Consider the following 21564-nt stretch of genomic DNA (forward strand, 5'->3'; position numbering starts at 1 on the left):
CATCGCCAGGCTTTGAATATTGTCTAACCAGACACGCTGCGGAGCGGTAGTTCAGTTGGTTAGAATACCGGCCTGTCACGCCGGGGGTCGCGGGTTCGAGTCCCGTCCGCTCCGCCACTTATTAAGAGCCTCAGCAGTTATGTTGAGGTTTTCTTCAATGAGAAGCATAAATTATTTAGGGGTGTAGCTCCAACTGGCAGAGCAGCGGATTCCAAATCCGCGTGTTGGGAGTTCGAATCTCTCCACCCCTGCCATCTATCAAGCCTCCGCAGAAATGCTGAGGCTTTTTGCTATTTTTCATCTCCTTAGTATTTTTTGAACATTCCTGTTCTTCAATAACTTCAATAAAAGTATCGCCCCCATACTGCATTAAAACGATCTTTTCTGTGCTAATTTTAAGTTTGCATTTTTACGGCGTCAGTAGGTAATGCTTGCTAAGATAGTGGCAATATCCTCGTAGGGAAAAATATAAGATGAATCCAGTCATTGAAACTATTCTTGCACATCGTTCTATCCGATCTTTTACCGATCAGAAGATAACTCCAGATCAGCTGAGCACAATTATTTCTGCTGGTATTGCGGCATCATCATCGAGCCTATTACAGGTTAATTCAATCATTCGTGTTACGGATAAAGATAAACGCAAGCAGTTGGCTAGATTGGCGGGCAATCAAGCTTATGTTGCAAGCGCTGCTGAGTTTTTAGTGTTCTGCATTGACTACCAACGTCATTACGCCATTAATCCTGAGGTAAAACCAGAGCTGATTGAACTCACTTTGATTGGCGCTGTAGACGCTGGGATCATGGCACAAAACTGTTTATTGGCGGCAGAATCGATGGGGTTGGGTGGTGTTTATATTGGCGGCTTAAGAAATTCACCTAAAGAAGTGGATGAGTTATTAGGGCTTCCTCCATATTGCGCAGTGTTATTTGGTATGTGCTTGGGGTATCCGGCTCAGAATCCACAACTAAAACCTCGTTTATCTCCTGAGGTAATTGTTCATGAGAATACCTACCATGCTTTGAGTTATGCTGAAATAGAGCAATATGATGAGACGATGAGGGCTTATTATCAGACGCGTTCTTCCAATACCAAGCAAGCGGCTTGGTCTACAGAGGTAACGGCTAAATTAGCACAAGAATCTCGACCTCATATGTTGAACTATCTCAACAGTAAAGGCTTAGCACACCGATAAAAAAGAGCCCAATCTTAACGATTGGGCTCTTTTACAATGATTAGGCTAAACCTTGAATAACGACGAATTTTTCAAGTAGTTGATGTTCAGTTTCTATGTGTTCTGGATCGGTAATGATGCAGTTTGTTATCGGACATACGGATTGACAGGTGGGCTTGTCGTAATGTCCTTTGCATTCAGTACATAGATTAGGATCAATTTCATAGATCCGGTTGCCCATAGAGATCGCGCCATTTGGACATTCCGGATCACACATATCACAGTTAATGCATTTACTGGTGATCAATAATGCCATAACTACTTGCCTACGGGGTTACGAGTATCTTGGCCAGCATTCAAGTTACGCATTAACAGAGCAAAGTTTAAATCCAACTCTTCAGGAACCGGGATATAAACAAAGTGACCGTTTCCTTTTGCGTCATCAACAGTTTCACCTTTGCGGTTTTCCATTGCTTCAAGTCTGAAGACAACATTCCCTTTTGGGGTCATCAGCTCTAAACTATCACCTAAGATAAACTTGTTTTTAACTTCAACTTCAGCCATTTCACCACGACGTTTACCCGTAAATTCGCCAACAAATTGCTGTGAATCTGAGACTGAATAGCCATAGTCGTAGTTTTGATAAGTATCGTGTGTATGGCGTCGCAAGAAACCTTCGGTATAGCCACGGTGTGCAAGGCTTTCTAAAGTGCCCATCAGGCTTTCGTCAAATGGTTTACCTGAAACTGCGTCATCAATTGCTTTGCGGTACACTTGAGCTGTACGAGCGCAATAATAGAAAGATTTAGTACGGCCTTCTATTTTTAATGAATGCACGCCCATTTTCGTCAATCGTTCTACATGCTGTACGGCTCGTAGATCTTTTGAGTTCATAATGTAGGTGCCATGTTCGTCTTCAAAAGCGGCCATCTTCTCTTCTGGACGATGGCTTTCTGAAAGCAAAACCACATCATCAATCGGTTTGCCTAAACCAAGTGTATTATCAGGGCGCTCTTCTTGTATCTCGATAGTTTGAACTGCTGCTGGATCAAATTTCTCGACAATTTGACCGGTTTCGTCTTCTTTGGCTGATTCAACTTTGTATTCCCAACGACATGCATTAGTGCATGTTCCTTGGTTTGGATCACGTTTATTAATGTAGCCAGACAATAGACAGCGACCTGAATAAGCCATGCATAATGCGCCATGAACAAAAATTTCGAGTTCGGTCGTTGGACATTGCTCACGAATTTCTTCAATTTCTTCCAACGAAAGTTCGCGTGATAGAATCACTCGTTCAACGCCTTGGGATGCCCAGAACTTAACTGTTGCCCAGTTAACAGCATTGGCTTGAACTGAAAGGTGAATAGGCATTTCAGGAAATGCTTCACGAACCATCATGATAAGCCCAGGGTCAGACATAATAAGCGCATCAGGTCCCATTTCAACCACAGGCTTTAGATCTCGGATGAATGTCTTAAGTTTTGAGTTGTGGGGTTGAATATTACAAACCACGTACAATTTTTTACCCAAAGCATGTGCTTCATCGATACCGATTTGCAGGTTTTCATGGTTAAATTCGTTGTTGCGTACACGAAGGCTATAACGAGGTTGGCCGGCATAAACGGCATCTGCACCGTAAGCAAACGCATAACGCATGTTTTTTAGACTGCCCGCCGGTGATAGTAGCTCGGGGACAAAAGGGGTATGTGTGCTCATTGTTTTTCTCTAATCTGATCTCAAGTCAGGCCAATACCACCTGATGGTATTGGAGGGGCGCAAATTTTACGTTAAAAATAACCTTATGCATAGTAGGGATCGTAAGCGATACAAAAAAGCCCAACACTTTTAAGGGTATTGGGCTTTTGCATGATGCTTTTGTTAAGCGTTCGGGTGAGGAAGGCCGCCGAGAACGTCAAATAAGTTAGGCAAAAATGCCGACATTTCACCACACATTAATGAGAAATCGGCATCAAAGCGAGCCGCTTGCTCTTCTCGTGGAATATCTTCATTTTGTTCTTTGAGCTCATCGCTAAATGCCAAACGCTTAATGCTACAATCTTCAGCCAGAATAAAGCTCAGGCGATCTTGCCAGTTCAATGCCAGTTTAGTGACGACTTTATTGGCTTCAATATGGCTTAAGATCTCATCGCTTGTCAGTTCTTGTTTCTTACAGCGGATCACTGCGCCATCTTCTAATAACGACTTTAATTCAGCTTCATCCAACAAGCTAAACCCTGGTGGTAGTTCGCCACTTTTAACCCACTGAGTAAGTGTTGTTTCTACCGCTTGTTCTGGGATCGCAGGTACTACGGGTAGGCTACCCATGGTTTTGCGTAGCAGCGCCAAAACGTCCTCAGCTTTTTTGTAGCTTGCGGCATCGACTAGAATGAAGCCTTGTTTGGGTAGAATAAGTACAAAGGTGAGATTGCTGCGGCTAAATGCTCTAGGTAGGAGATCGATGACAATATCTTCCTTGAGGCTTTCCTTCTCCTTTTTCTTGAGAGGTCGCCCTTCTTCCACTTCCATCGCTTCAACTTTGGCATTCAAAGAATCTTTAATGACCGAAGCAGGTAAGATCTTTTCTTCTTTTTTCGCGCAGATCAGAATACGGTCTTCAGAAACGTGGGTCATCATGTCGCCGTGTTTACCCATTGCGTTAACCCAACCAAATTTTTGCTTATCTTGGCTGCCGCATGGCGTAAAACGAAATTCGGCCAGTTGTTTTTCGAGCTGATCGGCGTTGAATTCTACATCGCGATTAACACGATAAACCATACAGTTTTTAAACCACATATTCTTTCTCTTACTTAATTAGAAGACGCAACATGATAGGGGATTTGAAAGCTAAAGTCTTAAATCAATTTCAAAATATAATCATGAACTTGATAAGAAACTTATATGAAAAATTGTTTGCAAAGGTCACAAAAGTGTCATAATTGTTTCCCATAATGCATAGCGTTGATTACATAGAAAGGTTATTCAAATGTCTAGAAGGATTCTGGTTGTTGAAGACGAAGCACCCATTCGCGAAATGTTGTGTTTCGTGCTTGAACAAAAAGGTTATCAAGCTGTTGAAGCGGAAGATTACGACACGGCGGTGAGTAAACTGGCTGAACCCTTTCCCGATCTTGTGTTATTAGATTGGATGTTGCCCGGCGGGAGTGGTATCAACTTTATTAAGCATATGAAGCGTGAAGAATTAACACGCAACATTCCTGTTGTGATGTTAACCGCCCGTGGTGAAGAAGAAGATAAAGTTCGCGGCCTTGAAGTGGGTGCGGATGATTACATAACTAAACCTTTTTCGCCTAAAGAGTTGGTAGCTCGTTTGAAAGCGGTTATCCGGCGCGTCACACCGACAGCACTGGAAGATGTGATCGACGTGCAAGGATTGAAGTTAGATCCTGTCTCTCATCGAGTAACGGCTAATGATAATGCCTTAGAGATGGGGCCGACGGAATTCAAAATGCTACACTTCTTTATGACGCACCAAGAACGCGTCTATAGCCGTGAGCAGTTATTGAACAATGTGTGGGGTACCAACGTTTATGTTGAAGACCGCACTGTCGATGTTCATATACGCCGTCTGAGAAAAGCGTTAGAGGAGGCTGGCCACGATAAATTAATTCAAACAGTACGTGGTGCCGGTTATCGCTTTTCATCCAGAACATAAAGGATTAATTAAGGTACGAAATGGTTGAACGTTTAACGTGGAAAAGGCTGGCTTGGGAGCTGGCTTTTTTTTACTCTCCTTGGATTATCGTTGGCTGGATCTTTGGCCATATGGCTTGGCTGCTGCTAGCGGCTACAGCGTTGCAACTGATTTGGCATTTGCATAACCAAATGCGTTTGTCGGCTTGGTTGTGGGATGAAAAACGTTTAACGCCGCCTTCCGGGACTGGAAATTGGGAATACCTGTTTAATGGGATTTACCGTTTACAGCAACGCCAACGTAAAAAACGCAAAGAACTGACCAATTTGATCCGCCGCTTTCGTAACGGGGCTGAATCGCTACCCGATGCGGTGGTGGTGTTCCGTGACGAAGGGAACATTGTTTGGTGTAACCGACTTGCACAGCATCTGCTCGGTTTTCGCTGGCCAGATGATGCAGGTCAACCTATCTCAAATTTATTGCGCGCCCCTGATTTTATCAAATATCTGCAAAAAGATGATTTCACAGAACCACTTGAAATGCGCTCTCCACTTAATGTGGAGCGAATGCTAGAGCTGCGTATTGTGCCTTACACAGAAGGTGAGCATTTGATGGTTGTGCGTGATGTCACTCAGTTGAAACAGTTAGAAGGCATGCGCCGAAATTTCTTTGCTAACGTTTCTCATGAACTGAGAACGCCGATGACGGTGTTGCAAGGGTATCTTGAGATGACAGAAGATCCTGACATGCTGGTAGGGCCGATGTGGCCTAAGGCACATGGAGTGATGACTGAGCAGTTAAACCGTATGAACAGTTTAGTCAATCAACTGCTGACGTTGTCAAAAATTGAAGCGGCGCCTATGCATGAGCTGGATGAAGTGGTTGATGTTCCGGCTATGTTGGAAGTACTTGAAAAAGAAGCGATCAGTTTAAGTGGCGATCATCATCACCGACTGCATTTTGATGTCGATAAGCGACTTAAAGTATTGGCCGATGAAGATCAGCTGCGCAGTGCTATATCAAACCTTGTTTATAACGCCGTCAAATATACGCCTCCGGGAGCGGAAATTAATGTGCGTTGGTATCAAAACGCGCAAGGTGCTTGTTTAGACGTGGTGGATAAAGGGGAAGGGATTGAGCCACAGCATTTACATCGTTTAACGGAACGTTTTTATCGTGTCGATAAAGCACGTTCGCGAGATACCGGAGGAAGTGGGCTTGGGCTCGCGATTGTTAAGCATGCATTGTCACATCATGACACGCATTTGCAGATTCACAGTGAAGTGGGTGTTGGCAGCAAATTCTCTTTTATTTTGCCTAAACGTTTGGTTGTGCTGTCATGATACATCGCATATTTACAGCCTTTCTCTATTTTTACTTGCTGGTTACCACGAACGCCGTGATCGCTCAGCCGCTCGTGGATTACTCAAAAACTAACGGTGTTGCAGGTAGTTTACTTTCAGTGGGGTCAGACACTCTGGCAGGAATGACGACGCTCTGGGTTGAAGAGTTTAAGACGATCTACCCAAATATCAATGCTCAAGTTCAAGCCTCAGGTTCCTCCACCGCGCCTCCTGCTTTAACTGAAGGAACGGCGCAATTTGGCCCAATGAGTCGCCCGATGCGTGGTCGTGAGATTGAAGCATTTGAACGCGCTCATGGTTATAAGCCGACGGCATTGCGGGTTGCGATAGATGCCATTGGTATTTTTGTACATCGAGATAATTCAATCAAAGGGCTTAATTTTACTCAATTAGACAGTATTTTCTCATCCACGTTGCGCTGCGGTGCAACACAACCGATCAATACTTGGGCGCAATTGGGCGTTGATGAGGATTGGGCTAAGCGAGGAATTCAACTGTTTGGCCGAAACTCGGTGTCGGGAACCTATGGCTATTTCAAACAAAACGCACTATGTGGTGGCGATTTCAAAAAGGGAGTAAACGAGCAGCCGGGATCGGCATCGGTTGTACAATCGGTTGCTTCATCGATCAATACTATCGGTTATTCTGGTGTTGGTTATCAGGTTTCTGGTGTGAAATTGATTCCGATAGCCAAACAAGGCGATCAGTTTATTGTCGCAAGTTATGAAAATATTCTATCAGGTGCTTATCCGTTATCTCGCTATTTGTATGTGTATGTGAATAAACATCCTAATCAGGATCTGCCACCCATGCAGCGAGAATTTATCCGTTTCATTTTTTCTAAGCAAGGACAAGCGATTGTTGGGAAAGATGGTTATGTGCCTGTCAGTGCCGAGTTTGCTCAGCAAGAACTAGCTAAAGTGGGCATAAAATAACGAGCTGTTCGCTCGCTATTTTTAATCAAACCCAATTCAAATTAAACATTGAGCTGCCAACCGACACTTCGCCAATACTGTTGTTCGCACATCAGATCCGCATGTAATAATTTATTATTTTCTAACCAATTGGCGTCTTCACATTCTAGTTTCCACTCATCATCTTTTGCGCTGAGTGTCAGCTCAGGAAGAGGATCATCATTACGTTGGCTATTGACAACAATCGCTAAACGCAACACGCGGATGAGGCCAATAATGTGCTTTTTCTTAAACAAGGTGAAATCATTCATTTCTTGCAGCTTGAGAGATTTGCGTTGAAAGCGCGCTAAGGTCGACAGCACTTGCTGTTGCTCGCTGTTAAAACCGGGCATGTTGGTGTGACGCAGAATATAAGCAGAGTGTCGGTGAAAGCCTTGTAAGTTGATGCTCAATCCCACCTCATGCAATAACGCTCCCCATTCCAAAAGATCAAACAGTTCGCTGCCTTTTTTCAATCCTAGCTCTGGGGTCACATTCTGTAGAAACTCTTTTGCATGGCCTTTGACTTTAGCGGCATGCTCTAAGTCGACTAGATGCTTCATCGCGAGGTTTTCAGTGGTGCGTAAACGGATATCGGAATACTTGAAGCGATCTTCCATCTCATAAAGCAAACCTTCTCGTAATGCACCATCAGAAAAATGCATCTCTTTCACACGCAGCGATTTTAAAACCGCGCTTAAAATGGCAACTCCCGCAGCAAAAACGGGTTTTCTATCGTCAGTCAACGCGCTGAGTTCGATCTCATCAATACTTTGCCATTCACAGAGTTTTTCAATGAGTTTATTGACTCGCTCAAGCGTGATGATGCCATCATCAAAGCCCAAACCAATCAGTACTTCGTGAATGGCTTTGATGGTTCCTGACGAGCCGAAGGCGACTTCCCACCCTTTTTTGCGATATTTCGCCGCAATAGATTCGATTTTTTGCTCGGCGGCTAATATCGCATGAGCGAAGTTTCTGCTTGAAAGCCTACTATCAGCGAAGTAACGGTCGGTATAGCTGACGCATCCCATTTGCTTGCTGTTGATTAGGTCTGGATCAAACCCTTGGCCAATCACCATCTCGGTACTGCCGCCACCGATATCCACCACCAACATAGACGCTGCTTGAGGTTGAGTATGTGCCACGCCTAAATAAATTAAGCGTGCTTCCTCAGCTCCGGGAATGATTTCAATAGGGAAAGGCAGTACCTGTTTGGCTCGTTGCAAGAATGTATGAGCATTATTGGCTTGACGCAGCGTATGCGTGGCCGCGATACGCACGTTTTCAGGTTCGAAACCTTGCAACCGCTCGGCAAACATCGCTAAGCATTCAAGTCCTCGCTCTATGGCATCGGCATCCAAATTTTTTTGTTCATCTAACCCAGCCGCCAAGCGTACACGTTGCTTATGGCGGCTCACCAGTTGCAGATCTTGATCGACGACTTTGGCCACCACCATATGAAAGCTGTTAGAGCCTAAATCGATGGCCGCAATATCGCGAATAGTATTAGTTGGGTTGATTGTCATGTGAGGGTTCTTTGCTCTTTCTGGTCTGTCTTTCTACATTCTTAAGATAGTCGTAGATGGCAAATTGTGAACGCACTTTTTTACGGTTACCACGTTCTACATAATTATTGCTCATCTCTTTGTCTATCCAGCGCGCTTTCACTGTATCGGTAAATTGTAAATTCATAATGTCAATCATACGCTGTTTCAAACGTGGGTCACGAATTGGTGTCGTTACTTCGATACGATGATCGATATTGCGCGTCATCCAGTCGGCAGAGGAGATATACACCAGCGGGTTGCCATCATTGTGCGTAATAATGACACGAGGGTGTTCCAAAAAGCGATCAACGATGCTGATGATTTTGATATTGTCACTCACGCCCTCAATTCCCGGAACCAGCGAACACATGCCCCGGACGATCATCTTAATTTGTACGCCCGCGCTGCTTGCGCCATACAGTTTATTGATTAACCCTTTATCCACTAAGTTATTTAACTTTAAAGTGATTGCGGCTTTTTTACCAAGTTTCACATTGGCGATTTCACTGTCGATTAATCGATAAAGCTGAATACGAGAGTTTCTTGGCGACACAATGAGATGGCTAAATTTAACTGGGCGGTAAGGGTTTTCAATATAGCCAAACACGTTTCGTACTTCGGTAGCAATTTCATTGTCGGCGGTTAGGAGTGAAAAGTCCGTATAGATACGGGCGGTTTTTTCATGGAAGTTGCCCGTGCCTATGTGTGCGTAGCGAACGATGTTGTCCTGTTCTTTGCGGCTAATGAGCAGCAATTTAGAGTGAATTTTTAATCCGGGAGCACCGAAAATTACTTGGACCCCCGCTTCGGTTAAAATACGTGACCATTCAATGTTGGCTTCTTCATCAAACCGTGCTTGTAACTCAACCACTACCACCACTCGTTTGCCATTGTGTACCGCATCGACGAGCGAGTTCATTAGGCGAGAATCTTTGGCAACACGATAAATATTGATTTTGATGCTGATCACTTTGGGATCAAACGACGCTTGTCTTACCAACTCGGTAATGTGTTCAAATGAGTGGTAAGGATAGTGAAGTAGAATATCCTGAGCGCGAATCGCATCAAATGCATTGGCAAAACCTTCAAAGTCAGCACATTGCATGGGTGGTAGCGGCTTGTTTTCTAAATAGTCACGCCCCACGTTTGGGAACCCAATAAAATCTTTAAAGTTATGGTAACGACCACCAGGAAGAAGGCTATCATAGTGCGATATTTTGAGTTTTTCGCACAAAAATTTAAGCATTTTTGTCGGCATTTCTCGTTCATAAACAAAGCGTACGGGCATAGCACTTAAGCGTTGATTCAACCCTTCTGACATCTGTTCTAACAAACTGTATTCGACTTCCCGTCGCAAGTCATATTCCGCATCACGTGTCATTTTCATCGCGTAACCCGTGAGCTCTTCATAGTCAAAAAATCCGCGGAAAATCTCATCGAGGCAGTGGCGAATGATGTTGTCCAATAAGATGATGGTTTTGCGGCGTTTGCCCTTTTGCTCCGGCACCATGACAAAGCGCGGTAGGTGGTCTGTCGGGATTTCAATCAGCGCATATTGGCTGCGGTCATTGTGTTTGAGATCAACGGCAATATAGGCGTATTCATCTTTCAAAAATTGCATGACATCAATGTCGTCAGTCATGAGCAGCGGTGTAATATGCGGGCGCACTTCTTTATGGAAATACTTAGTGATCCATTTTTTCTGAGTCTCATCCAACTGCGTTTCATTAACCAAGAAGATACGGCGACGTGCCATTTCTAAAATAAGCTCATTATAGAGATTGTCGAAATCTTGGTTGAGTTTGAACGCCTTACTTTGCATTCGTGTCAGCAAATGCTTGGTAGTATCGTTACCACCACGTTCTCGGTTGATCAAAATTTGCCGTTTTACATCGGAAAAGCGAACTTTATAGAACTCATCCAGATTGTTAGAAAAAATACCTAAAAACCGTATTCTCTCGATTAAAGGCACGGTTTTATCTGCGGCTTCTTGCAATACGCGTTCATTAAACGAAAGCCAGCTCAATTCCTTGTCGATATACAACTTGTCCGTACTCATTCATGTTACCTTTTAACTCAATTGACGTTTTTTACTGACTCACCCTCTGTGTGCTGATTGTGCGATTCTGCACAGCAATCAATTCGGGTATTGATGATTATGAAAACTATGCCTTTTATGTGACATTTTTATTTCAAGCAGGCAAGTTGAGTATAGTTGTTTTATTTTCAGTCGTTTATTGCGAGTTGTAATATACTTGTCACGAAAATTACATATTATACGCAGACAGGAAAAAGGGTAGAGAGAGCAATGGCACCAAGTGAATTTTCATTGAAGGAACGTGACAGAAAACGGTTGATAAAAGACCGTTTGGTTCGCCTTGCAGTGAGTTTTGGTGGCGTGAGTGTACTTGGCGCTTTAGTGCTGATTTTTGTCTATCTTGCGATGGTTGTTTTCCCTCTTTTTGGTAGCGCAAAAATTGAAAGGAACGTGGCGCAAGTGAGTATAACCACTTCCAATCCTCAATTTTTGGCCATAGATGAATACGGCGAGAATGCCTTTGTTGTTGACCTTGATGGCAGCATGAACTTTTGGCCCTTGGAGGGCAAAACGGAACACGCATTGTGGTCGGATAGTCTCCCTATTCGCGTTGATCTTTTTAGCCAAGCTCCCCCGCTGGATGGATGGTTTGCCGCTAGCAATGTGGCGGGAGAGGTCTTTATTGCTCGCCCTAAATTCAGTTATCTGCATAGCGTGGAAGGTCGCCAGTTTTCTCCTTATCTTGAGCGCGTCAGTTTACCCTCTACCTTTCGGCTGACTCATAAAACGCAAACGTTACGCCAGTTTGCCTTCGCTGTTACTGATGAGGCACTTTTCTTCGCTTCTTATCTCGATAATGATGAGGTGATAGTACAAACCTTAACGAGTGATAACGTCGAGCCAATTCAGCGCTTTGTGTTTCAAGGCTCATTTCCTTCTTTGGACCAATTGCTTTTTACGCCAGATGGTAAAACGCTTTATCTTCGCTCAGGGTCCGAATTGGTTGTTGCCGTTAAGAGTCGTCAAGGTTATTTCGTGCGAGAAGTGGTTGATTTAAGCCAAGGTAATTCCGATCGAGCCGTGACACAAATCAACTTATTGTCCGGTGCTTATTCGCTACTGGTGACTCACCGTAACGGCTTAGTGTCACAATGGTTTGATGTGCTGCAAAATGAAGAACGTCAACTGACTCAGATTCGTAAGTTTAAATTAGCGCCGCAGGTGACGCTGTTACTGCCGGATACTTATCGCAAAGGTTTTTACAGTTTCTACCCTAATGGCACAATCCAAAGTCACTATACGACCAGTGAAAAACTGGTGTTGTTTGAGAGGATGTACAACAAAGCCCCTCAATTGGCCGCCATGTCCAATAATGAGCTTTATCTCGCTACGTTGAGCGAGCAGAAGATCAGCGTGGCAAAAGTGGATAATGATTATCCTGAAATATCACTCTCATCATTGTGGCAAAAAGTGTGGTACGAAAGTTATCCTGAGCCTCAATATGTGTGGCAATCGACGTCAGCGAACGATGAATTTGAGCCTAAGTTTAGCCTAGTACCGATAGCCTTTGGCACTCTTAAGGCCGCGGCATACGCAATGTTATTTGCGATACCGATTGCGGTGTTTGGCGCGATTTACACGGCTTATTTTATGTCACCGAGAATGCGCCGAGTGGTGAAGCCGTCGATTGAATTGATGGAAGCGTTACCAACCGTCATTATTGGTTTTTTAGCGGGGTTGTGGTTTGCGCCATTAATTGAAAGCCATCTCGCGGCGGTCGGAGCGCTGCTGCTATTTTTACCCATTGTGATGTTACTCGTTGGGCTAGGTTGGCACCTATTACCGAGAGCATGGGTGCGAAATTTTTCAAATGGGTGGCACGCATTGATACTAATCCCCGTATTAGTCGTTAGTGCAGTGGTTATCTTTTCGTATAGCAGCCAAATTGAAGTTTGGCTATTTGATGGCGATATTCAGATTTATCTCGCGCAAAACGGCATCGATTTTGATCAGCGTAATGCGCTGGTGGTTGGTTTTGCGATGGGCTTTGCCGTCATTCCAACCATTTTTACTATTGCGGAAGATGCGATCTTTTCCGTACCTAAACATCTTTCTGATGGGTCATTAGCATTAGGCGCAACACCTTGGCAGACATTAACTAAAGTCGTGTTGTTAACGGCAAGTCCTGGCATATTCTCGGCGATCATGATGGGTTTGGGGCGAGCCGTCGGAGAAACAATGATCGTTCTTATGGCGACGGGTAATACACCCATTTTAGATTGGAATATTTTAGAAGGGATGCGTACCTTATCGGCAACGATTGCGGTTGAGTTACCAGAGTCGGAAGTGGGGAACTCCCATTATCGGTTGCTTTTTTTAGCGGCACTATTGCTACTCATGTTCACCTTTTGTGTGAACTCGATTGCTGAATGGGTCAGACAAAGGTTGCGTGCCAAATATCGCGCTTTGTAATCAATTGGGAAAAATCATCACAAATGTTTAAGTGGTTTCAATCAGGTTCACCTTGGATATGGTTAACAGGCGGTGCTGTCAGCATCAGCCTGATTTCGGTATTGGGCTTGCTCCTGTTTATTGGTTGGAAAGGATTAACCTATTTTTGGCCGACGCCACTTTATCAATGGCAAACTCAAGAGGGGCAAGCACTGGTTGGTCAGCTCTACTCTGAGGAAAATGTGCCATTAACACACTTAAGAGCGTTAGATATTACATGGCCCAAAGCCATACTGGATGCTGGGGAAGTGAAGCGGCTCAGTATCAAAGTCGCTAACCGAGAACGAAATCATGCGGACTTTGTCTCGATACTGGATGTTAAACTGTCGGATAAACAAATGCCTAGCGGGTGGGCGGTAATAGAACGTAAGAGTAACGGACAGTTTTATGGCAAGCCGATTGCTTATGTGCAAACCGATGGAAGCGAGAGTTCGGATGTTCAAACCATGCTCGCTGCAGGAATGCAGGATGTCGCGTTATTGAGAGAGCAAATTGATGATGTTATTGACCAGGAGATCCGAGTCATTGGCTTTGCCGCCGAAAAATTACGTTTAGAGAAGCGTCGTAAAGAACTCAATGGAAAGCTAGAACGAACCTATTTAGATCACTATTTTCATAAAAAGCAGGATTTGGATAGCCAATTAGCTATTGCCGAACAAAAGTTAGATGCGCTGCGCCAGCAAATGAATGGGCCGTCGTTGATTGTTGAAGAGATGAGTGGGCAACGAGTGGCGATTCCACTTAGCCAAATTCTCGATATTTGGTATCCCAATGATATGACTTTGGGGCAAAAATTGGTCCAGTGGGGAAAGCAGGTGTGGCTCTTCCTATCAGAAGATCCCCGAGAATCGAACTCTGAAGGCGGTGTATTTCCAGCCATCTTTGGTACAGTGCTGTTGGTGTTGTTGATGTCGATTATCGTCATGCCACTTGGTGTTGTGGCGGCTATTTATCTGCACGAATACGCAAAAGAGAATCTGTTTACTCGTATCATTCGTGTTGCGGTTATCAACCTTGCTGGTGTGCCATCGATTGTTTATGGGGTGTTTGGTCTTGGTTTTTTTGTTTACACCATAGGCTCATCGATTGATACGCTACTCTATAGCGAAAGGTTACCGGCTCCCACTTTTGGCACGCCTGGCTTACTGTGGTCGGCGCTCACATTAGCCGTGTTAACTCTACCCGTAGTGATTGTGACGACGGAAGAAGGGTTAACACGGATTCCCAGCGCAGTACGCCATGGCTCGTTAGCATTGGGCGCTACCCATTTTGAGACGATTTGGCGCATAGTATTGCCGATGGCAAGCCCTGCGATTATTACTGGGCTTATTCTCGCCATTGCGCGAGCCGCGGGTGAGGTTGCCCCTTTGATGCTGGTGGGTGTGGTCAAACTGGCGTCAAGTTTGCCTGTGGATGGCGAATTTCCCTTTGTACATCTTGAGCGAAAATTCATGCACTTAGGTTTTCATATTTACGATGTTGGTTTCCAAACGACCAACATCGAAGCGGCTAGGCCACTGGTGTACGCCACTTCATTTTTATTGGTGACAGTGATTGTGGCACTGAATTTAACGGCCATCAGTATCCGCAATAACTTGCGTGAGAAATATCGAACGTTAGGGCAAGATTAATTATGTTTTCCATCAATCAAACTTTGGGTTATCACGCCCCGTTAGATGTTAATAATCTGAGCGATCAACAAACGGCGATTGCGATTGAAGATCTGAATCTGTTCTATAAACAGACTTGTGCGCTGAGCCATATCTCAATGCGTATTCCCAAAGGACAAGTAACGGCGTTTATCGGCCCTTCCGGTTGTGGTAAATCAACCTTACTGCGCTGTATTAACCGGATGAACGATCTGGTCGAAGGGTGTCGAGTTGAAGGTGAAGTCAAACTTCATGGTAGAAACGTCTATCACCCAGATGTGGATGTTGCCACGTTGCGCCGCCGAGTGGGGATGGTATTCCAACGACCTAACCCATTTCCGAAATCCATTTATGAAAACGTGGTGTATGGACTTCGTCTACAGGGAATTAAAAATAGCCGTACTTTAGATGACTCCGTTGAGCGAGCTTTAAGAGCCGCTGCGTTATGGGATGAAGTGAAGCATCGCCTACATGAAAATGCATTTGGCCTTTCGGGTGGGCAGCAGCAACGCTTAGTTATCGCCAGAGCGATTGCTATTGAGCCAGAGGTGCTGTTGCTTGATGAGCCAACGTCTGCGTTAGATCCAATTTCTACGTTGACCATCGAAGAGTTGATTAACGATCTAAAAACCAAATACACAGTGGTGATTGTGACGCATAACATGCAACAAGCGGCAAGAGTGAGCGACCATACGGCTTTTATCCATATGGGAAAATTGATTGAGTATGCGGATACTGACTCTATTTTCACCTCCCCATTGAAAAAACAGACGGAAGACTATATTACTGGTCGATATGGTTAATACTTTCGTCAATAGCGATATTCAAAAGGAACGATGATGCATCTAGGTCGCCACATTTCAGGACAGTTCAATGTTGAACTTGAATCGATTCGCACTCATGTATTGACGATGGGCGGGCTGGTGGAGCAACAACTCTCTTTTGCGATGCAAGCATTGCATAAAGATGATGCCGATCTGGCCAGAAAAGTCGTTCGGGATGATCACAAAGTGAATGCGATGGAAGTCTCTATTGATGAGGCTTGCACGCGTATTATCGCTAAGCGACAACCGACAGCCAAGGATCTGCGCTTGATCATGGCGATCATCAAAACCATTACCGACCTTGAACGAATTGGTGATGTTGCCACCAAAATTGCCTACGTCACTATCGAAAGCCCTTCACCTAAAGAGAGTAAATTTCGAGTTTCTCTTGAACCTTTATGCCGGCAAGCCATTGCAATGTTGCACCAAGTGTTAGACGCTTTTGCGCGGATGGATCTTGAATCGGCTGCTGAAGTGTACCGCTTGGATGACAAGCTGGATGCCGAATACGAAGCCGTGATCCGCCAACTGATGACCTATATGATGGAAGACCCTAAAAATATCCCACATATATTACAAGTCATGTGGTCTGCACGAGCCATCGAACGCGTGGGCGATCGCTGCCAGAATATCTGCGAATACATCATCTATTTTGTCAAAGGTAAGGATGTGCGCCACTTAGGTAAACAATCGATTGATGACATCCTCAAATAGCCTTTTGGGTAAAGTAAGGTGAAGGAAAGTTATTCACCTTACATCAAGACATAATGGTCGCCGAAGTTAAGAAAGCTGGCGCAATACCTCTTGGATTTTAGCCGGATCGGTAATTGGGATGAGGGTGTCATCGACAGACTCTTGGCCCATTTTCACCGCATTGGCGATCATATCCATGCTACTTGCACGCGTGGTTTTGCCGGACAAATGCACTTCAGTGATGCCCGTTTCACGGATAATGTCAGTCACGTTTGATGCGTTTAAGCCAGCCCCAGCCATAATAGAGAATCGGCCATTCGCCAGTTTCACCATGTGTGTAATTACGGCTCGTCCTGCATAGGCATCTGGCGCTAACCCTGAAGTAAGTACACGCTCACACCCTAATTTTGCAATGTCTTCAATCGCTTGTTCATAGCTGTGGCATTGATCAATCGCACGGTGGAAAGTGGTACCCAATCCTTGCGCGGCTTGCATCATCAGTAAGCTTGCTTCAAGGTTGATGGTGCGATTCGGATTCAAAATACCAAAGACGATGCCGTCTAGTCCCGCCTGTTTTGCCATCTCGATATCGATCAACATCGAATCGAGATCATCCTGATCATAAAGAAAGTCGCCTTGACGCGGACGAATCATCGCGTAAACAGGAACGCTCGATATTTGCGCGGCCTTTTTCATTAAACCAAAGCTGGGCGTCAGTCCACCCAATGCGAGCGACGAACACAATTCAATGCGAGTAGCCCCGCCTTTAATGGCGTTGTGTAGCGATTCAATATTATCAATACACACTTCAACTTGAATATTCATAGCAAAATCCTGCTGGAAAAATTTGGTTAATGTTAGCAAGTTAGAGTAGTGACGTCTGTGTGATTGAGGTGAGAAATAGGGGTAAAGTTTACCAACCAGTGCTGCCTCATTTTCACTAAATGAACGACAACGAAAAAGCCCAAAGCGTTAGCTTTGGGCTTGGATAAGGACTTTACTTCTTAACTGATTGGCGATGCGTTTTACGCTTTATTATATGTCCAACCATTGACCCGAGTTGAGCGCGGGCTAAGGAGAATTATTTCTTGCCTAGGTCGTCTGAGTGCTCAGCTAGGAATGCTGCAACACCTTTTGGAGATGCATCCATACCGGCTTTGCCTTCTTCCCACTGTGCTGGGCACACTTCACCGTTCTTTTGGTGGAAGTTAAGCGCATCAACCATACGTAGCATTTCGTCGATGTTACGGCCTAGTGGTAGGTCGTTCACAACTTGGTGACGTACAAGACCATCTTCGTCGATGAGGAAAGAACCACGGAAAGCAACGCCTGCTTCTGGGTGCTCAACATCGTACGCTTTACAGATTTCGTGCTTCACGTCAGCGATTAGCGGGTATTTTACTTGGCCAATGCCACCGTTTTCGATAGCGGTATTACGCCATGCGTTGTGAGAGAATTGAGAATCGATAGATACACCGATTACTTCAACGCCTTTCGCTTGGAAATCTTCGAAGCGTTTGTCAAAAGCGATAAGCTCTGATGGGCAAACGAAAGTGAAGTCTAGTGGGTAGAAGAAAACAACCGCTTTCTTACCTTTAGTAAATTCTGCGAAGTTGAAGCTATCAACGATTTCACCGTTACCAAGAACAGCTGCTGCAGTAAAATCAGGGGCTTTACGACCAACTAGTACCATTTTTTTGCTCCTAAGAATAAGGTTTAGTTCCAAACCAGTGATGAGCACTGGTCCAGTCCGTTTTTGAACGAGACAAACTATAGTACAGATTGTAGGATAGTAAAAAGCGAAATAAATAGATTAGTCTCATCGAAAAAAGCGATGAGCTCTAATGACGGAATCAGAAACGGCACTCAAATAAGATAGTAGTAGAACGATGAATAAATGGCCCAGTTTGAAGCAGTTGCACTATTTAGTAACACTCTACGAAACACGGCACTTTAGTGATGCCGCTGAACGTTGTTTTGTTAGTCAATCTACCCTAAGTAAAGGGATCCAAAATTTAGAGGAATTAATAGGTTGCCCGCTTTATGAAAAGGATAAGAAAGCTCCGTTAGTGTTTACTCAAGCAGGAGAGCTGGTTGTTAGCCAAGGAAGAGAGTTACTTGCCAAAGGACAAGATTTAGTGGAACTCGGCAAGGTTTGCCAAGGCGATGAGATGCAAGGTCAGCTTAAGCTGGGTTGTATTCCAACCATTGCCCCATTTTTACTGTGTGATTTAGTGCAAGAAGTGAATGTCCGCTTTCCGAAGTTGAACTTATTATTACGAGAAGATACGACGACGAACCTTTTGGCAGCACTGCGTCATGGAGAGCTTGATGTGTTGATTTTGGCTTTGCCTGTCGATATCGGCAAAATGGAGAGTAGAGTCGTGGGGATTGATCCATTCAAAATGGTGATCAGCCGTCATCAAATGGATAGCATCCGTGTGCCAATCAAGTATGCTGACCTGCCTGATGAATCGGTGTTTTTGCTCGAAAATGTGCACTGTTTAACGGATCATGCTGTGTCGGCTTGCAAGTTAACCGCCAAAGAGAAAATTAATCCATTTACCGCAACCAGTTTACATACCTTAGTGCAGATGGTCGCCAATGGTTTAGGGACGACTTTCATTCCACAAATGGCAATCAATCATGGCTTAGTTGAAAACCAAAATTTAGTGGTCATCGAGCCTCCTGGCCAGCAAGCGTATCGAGAGATTGGTTTAGTTTGGCGGCCAAGTTCATCGCGAACTCACACTTTTAAGCAGTTAGCGGATGTGGTTTCTGGTTTACTTTAGCGATTAGTCTTACTCTTTCCTTTGCCTAAAAAATCAAAAAGTCACTTTTAATGTGGCTTTTTTCAGTTTTTTATTCTGTTAGTGTTTTTAAACTTGTAAAATTTTACAAACAATTCTTGATGAAGTTTTCATAAAATCAAAAATCTTTACAGCCACAATTTTACACATCCTATTTTCTCTTGCGTTTAAAAATAAGGCATCTGTCTCGCTCGGTTAGTCGTAAATTCAAGCCTTACTGCGTCTCACATCATTTCGAACGTCTGTTTAAAACTAAAATCTGCCTTTTTGAGTTGTGTAATAAAATAACGTAATAACTTTCATATTTGACAAGGAAATCAAACATAGGTTTGAAACGGGATAAAACTTTGTTTTTAACCTTTCATTAACTTTGTCTCTTTTGCTGAATGATGAGTTGATGTAAGGTTTAATAAGGTTTTGTAAGACTTATGTCTAGCTTGGTTAGGCTTGAAATATTGGATTGACTGAGAGAAAGTGTCGGTAGAGATAAGTCAGTGGATAGCAAAAAATGAGCATTTGAATTTGTGGTTTTTAAATTACAAATGTAGTTGGAATGGTTTTAAGGAAGAACGTTATGTTTGCACAGACCCCAGAAACAGAGTTAGCACTCAGCAAAGAACACCACGAAGCCAAGCTTGAGGTTGTTGGTGCCGTTGGCCCACATCACCAAGCTATTTTCCCTTCAGAAGCCCAAATCTTCTTGTCCACTCTGTGTGCTAAATTTGCAAGCCGTGTTGATTCGCTGCTGGATGCACGAGAAGAGCGACAAACACGTATTGATAACGGAGAACTGCCGGATTTTCTCAAGGATACGCAAGATATTCGCGAAGGAAGCTGGAAAATTCTCGGTATCCCACACGATTTACAAGATCGTCGAGTGGAGATTACGGGGCCAACCGACCGAAAAATGGTGATCAATGCATTGAATGCTAACGTCAAAGTGTTCATGGCGGATTTTGAGGATTCGATGTCACCAGCATGGGATAAAGTGCTGGATGGGCAAGTCAATTTGCGTGATGCCATTGAAGGAACCATTAGCTATACCAATCCTGACAATGGTAAGTGCTACCAGCTTAAAGATAACCCAGCGGTGCTCATTTGTCGGGTACGCGGTCTGCACCTTAAAGAAAAGCATGTTAAATATGCAGGGCAAAGTATTCCGGGTTCGCTGTTTGATTTTGCACTCTACTTTTACAACAACTATAAATCATTGCTTAAAAAAGGCAGTGGCCCTTATTTTTATCTTCCAAAACTTCAGGCCTATCAAGAAGCAAAGTGGTGGAGTGACGTTTTCCATTTTACCGAAGAGTATTTTGGGTTAGAAACTGGCACCATTAAAGCCACCGTATTGATTGAAACCTTACCCGCCGTGTTCGAGATGGACGAAATATTGTTCTCGCTTAAAGAACACATTGTCGGCTTAAATTGTGGCCGCTGGGATTACATTTTCAGTTATATCAAGACATTGAAAAATTATCCGGATCGGGTGCTACCAGATCGCCAAGTTGTCACAATGGAAAAGCCGTTTCTTAACGCCTATTCACGCTTACTGATCTACACCTGTCATAAGCGTGGCGCATTTGCGATGGGCGGTATGGCCGCGTTCATTCCAGCTAAAGATCCCCAAGAAAATCAGTTGGTTCTCGATAAAATTCATCACGATAAATTGCTCGAAGCCAATAATGGTCATGACGGTACTTGGGTTGCCCATCCCGGTTTAGCGGATACGGCAAAAGCGGTCTTTGACCAAGTACTTGGCGAGCGTTGTAACCAATTAGATGTTACGCGTCTGTCTGATGCGCCGATTTATGCCAATGAGCTGCTGACTCCATGTGAAGGGGAACGTACCGAGCATGGCATGCGTCATAATATTCGAGTTGCACTTCAGTACATCGAAGCATGGATCTCCGGCAATGGCTGTGTCCCCATTTATGGTTTGATGGAAGATGCGGCGACCGCAGAGATTTCTCGAGCGTCAATATGGCAATGGATCAAGCATGGAAAAGCCTTGGATAACGGTCAGATTGTTACCAAAGCGCTTTTTGAGCAGTATCTTGCGCAAGAAATTGAAGTCGTGAAACAGGAAATCGGCACGCAGCGATTTGCACAAGGACGATTTAGCGAAGCGGCACAATTGATGGCTCGCTTAACTACCAGCGATGAGCTGACACATTTTCTCACCGTTCCGGGTTATGACTACCTAGATTGATGAGATTTAAAACCAATAACTAATAACCAATTACTGACAACCAATAACGTGAAGCTGTTTTCAAAAGCAGAATAGGTCGTACTGCTGAGAAAAGGATGACAGTGCGCTTGCGCATCAAAATAAGAGGGATAGA

17 protein-coding genes and 2 tRNA genes are annotated in these 21564 nt (G+C 44.2%); 12 read left to right on the top strand and 7 right to left on the bottom strand.

The annotated features are described in order from the left end of the window. Positions 1–40: 40 nt before the first annotated feature. From AACQ75_RS01990 to nfsA, 3 genes are all read left to right on the top strand, one after another. Positions 41–117: transfer RNA gene (locus AACQ75_RS01990), tRNA-Asp, on the top strand. A gap of 60 nt (positions 118–177) precedes the next feature. Then, positions 178–254: transfer RNA gene (locus tag AACQ75_RS01995), tRNA-Trp, on the top strand. Between the two features lie 219 nt (positions 255–473). After that, positions 474–1196: an oxygen-insensitive NADPH nitroreductase gene (gene nfsA, locus AACQ75_RS02000; RefSeq protein ID WP_170889393.1), complete on the top strand. Its 723-nt coding sequence runs from the start codon at positions 474–476 to the stop codon at positions 1194–1196. Between the two features lie 40 nt (positions 1197–1236). Here the strand turns inward: nfsA and AACQ75_RS02005 are convergent, their stop codons facing one another. From AACQ75_RS02005 to rdgC, 3 genes are all read right to left on the bottom strand, one after another. After that, positions 1237–1491: a YfhL family 4Fe-4S dicluster ferredoxin gene (locus AACQ75_RS02005; protein WP_013857525.1), complete on the bottom strand. Its 255-nt coding sequence runs from the start codon at positions 1489–1491 to the stop codon at positions 1237–1239. 2 nt (positions 1492–1493) lie between these two features. After that, positions 1494–2894, bottom strand: a complete 1401-nt coding sequence (trhP, locus tag AACQ75_RS02010) for a prephenate-dependent tRNA uridine(34) hydroxylase TrhP (protein WP_047689061.1) — start codon at positions 2892–2894, stop codon at positions 1494–1496. Positions 2895–3056: 162 nt separating this feature from the next. After that, positions 3057–3971: a recombination-associated protein RdgC gene (gene rdgC / locus AACQ75_RS02015; RefSeq protein ID WP_170889394.1), complete on the bottom strand. Its 915-nt coding sequence runs from the start codon at positions 3969–3971 to the stop codon at positions 3057–3059. Between the two features lie 190 nt (positions 3972–4161). Between rdgC and phoB the strand changes: the two genes are divergently transcribed. The 3 genes from phoB to AACQ75_RS02030 are packed head-to-tail and all read left to right on the top strand — an operon-like array spanning position 4162 to position 7129. Next, positions 4162–4851 carry a phosphate regulon transcriptional regulator PhoB gene (gene phoB / locus AACQ75_RS02020; RefSeq protein ID WP_013857522.1) on the top strand — a complete coding sequence of 230 codons (690 nt, stop codon included), beginning with the start codon at positions 4162–4164 and terminating at the stop codon, positions 4849–4851. Between the two features lie 20 nt (positions 4852–4871). Beyond that, positions 4872–6173 carry a phosphate regulon sensor histidine kinase PhoR gene (gene phoR / locus AACQ75_RS02025; protein WP_013857521.1) on the top strand — a complete coding sequence of 434 codons (1302 nt, stop codon included), beginning with the start codon at positions 4872–4874 and terminating at the stop codon, positions 6171–6173. Beyond that, on the top strand, positions 6170–7129 hold the full coding sequence (locus tag AACQ75_RS02030) for a PstS family phosphate ABC transporter substrate-binding protein (protein ID WP_017047923.1): 960 nt from the start codon (positions 6170–6172) through the stop codon (positions 7127–7129). The genes phoR and AACQ75_RS02030 overlap by 4 nt, the downstream gene beginning before the upstream one ends. 41 nt (positions 7130–7170) lie before the next feature. Here the strand turns inward: AACQ75_RS02030 and ppx are convergent, their stop codons facing one another. Both ppx and ppk1 read right to left on the bottom strand, forming a co-directional pair. After that, positions 7171–8676 carry an exopolyphosphatase gene (ppx, locus tag AACQ75_RS02035; RefSeq protein WP_170889395.1) on the bottom strand — a complete coding sequence of 502 codons (1506 nt, stop codon included), beginning with the start codon at positions 8674–8676 and terminating at the stop codon, positions 7171–7173. Beyond that, complete coding sequence (gene ppk1, locus AACQ75_RS02040; RefSeq protein WP_170889396.1) at positions 8657–10756, bottom strand: polyphosphate kinase 1; 2100 nt, start codon at positions 10754–10756, stop codon at positions 8657–8659. The genes ppx and ppk1 overlap by 20 nt, the downstream gene beginning before the upstream one ends. A gap of 249 nt (positions 10757–11005) precedes the next feature. Here ppk1 and AACQ75_RS02045 point away from each other — a divergent pair, with 249 nt between their 5' ends. Genes AACQ75_RS02045 through phoU form a run of 4 tightly spaced genes read left to right on the top strand, consistent with a single transcriptional unit; the run spans position 11006 to position 16433 of the window. Next, a complete protein-coding gene (locus AACQ75_RS02045; RefSeq protein WP_170889397.1) occupies positions 11006–13207 on the top strand; it encodes an ABC transporter permease subunit in 2202 nt (733 codons plus the stop codon). 23 nt (positions 13208–13230) lie between these two features. Continuing rightward, positions 13231–14877 carry a phosphate ABC transporter permease PstA gene (pstA, locus tag AACQ75_RS02050; RefSeq protein WP_064624534.1) on the top strand — a complete coding sequence of 549 codons (1647 nt, stop codon included), beginning with the start codon at positions 13231–13233 and terminating at the stop codon, positions 14875–14877. 2 nt (positions 14878–14879) lie between these two features. Next, a complete protein-coding gene (pstB, locus tag AACQ75_RS02055) occupies positions 14880–15698 on the top strand; it encodes a phosphate ABC transporter ATP-binding protein PstB (RefSeq protein WP_010320428.1) in 819 nt (272 codons plus the stop codon). Between the two features lie 36 nt (positions 15699–15734). Then, the gene (gene phoU, locus AACQ75_RS02060; RefSeq protein WP_010320427.1) at positions 15735–16433 is read left to right on the top strand and encodes a phosphate signaling complex protein PhoU; all 699 of its coding nucleotides are present in this window, start codon (positions 15735–15737) and stop codon (positions 16431–16433) included. Between the two features lie 66 nt (positions 16434–16499). Here phoU and AACQ75_RS02065 read toward each other — a convergent pair whose 3' ends face one another. Together AACQ75_RS02065 and AACQ75_RS02070 are read right to left on the bottom strand one after the other, a co-directional pair. Further along, positions 16500–17336, bottom strand: a complete 837-nt coding sequence (locus tag AACQ75_RS02065; protein ID WP_170889425.1) for a copper homeostasis protein CutC — start codon at positions 17334–17336, stop codon at positions 16500–16502. A gap of 157 nt (positions 17337–17493) precedes the next feature. Further along, positions 17494–18105: a peroxiredoxin C gene (locus AACQ75_RS02070; RefSeq protein ID WP_010320425.1), complete on the bottom strand. Its 612-nt coding sequence runs from the start codon at positions 18103–18105 to the stop codon at positions 17494–17496. Positions 18106–18301: 196 nt separating this feature from the next. Between AACQ75_RS02070 and AACQ75_RS02075 the strand changes: the two genes are divergently transcribed. Then, the gene (locus tag AACQ75_RS02075) at positions 18302–19204 is read left to right on the top strand and encodes a hydrogen peroxide-inducible genes activator (RefSeq protein WP_013857512.1); all 903 of its coding nucleotides are present in this window, start codon (positions 18302–18304) and stop codon (positions 19202–19204) included. Between the two features lie 592 nt (positions 19205–19796). Further along, positions 19797–21431: a malate synthase A gene (aceB, locus tag AACQ75_RS02080; RefSeq protein WP_170889398.1), complete on the top strand. Its 1635-nt coding sequence runs from the start codon at positions 19797–19799 to the stop codon at positions 21429–21431. Positions 21432–21564 lie beyond the last annotated feature (133 nt).

It is taken from the genome of Vibrio sp. B1-2 (genome assembly GCF_963888445.1).
Lineage (GTDB): Bacteria > Pseudomonadota > Gammaproteobacteria > Enterobacterales > Vibrionaceae > Vibrio > Vibrio anguillarum.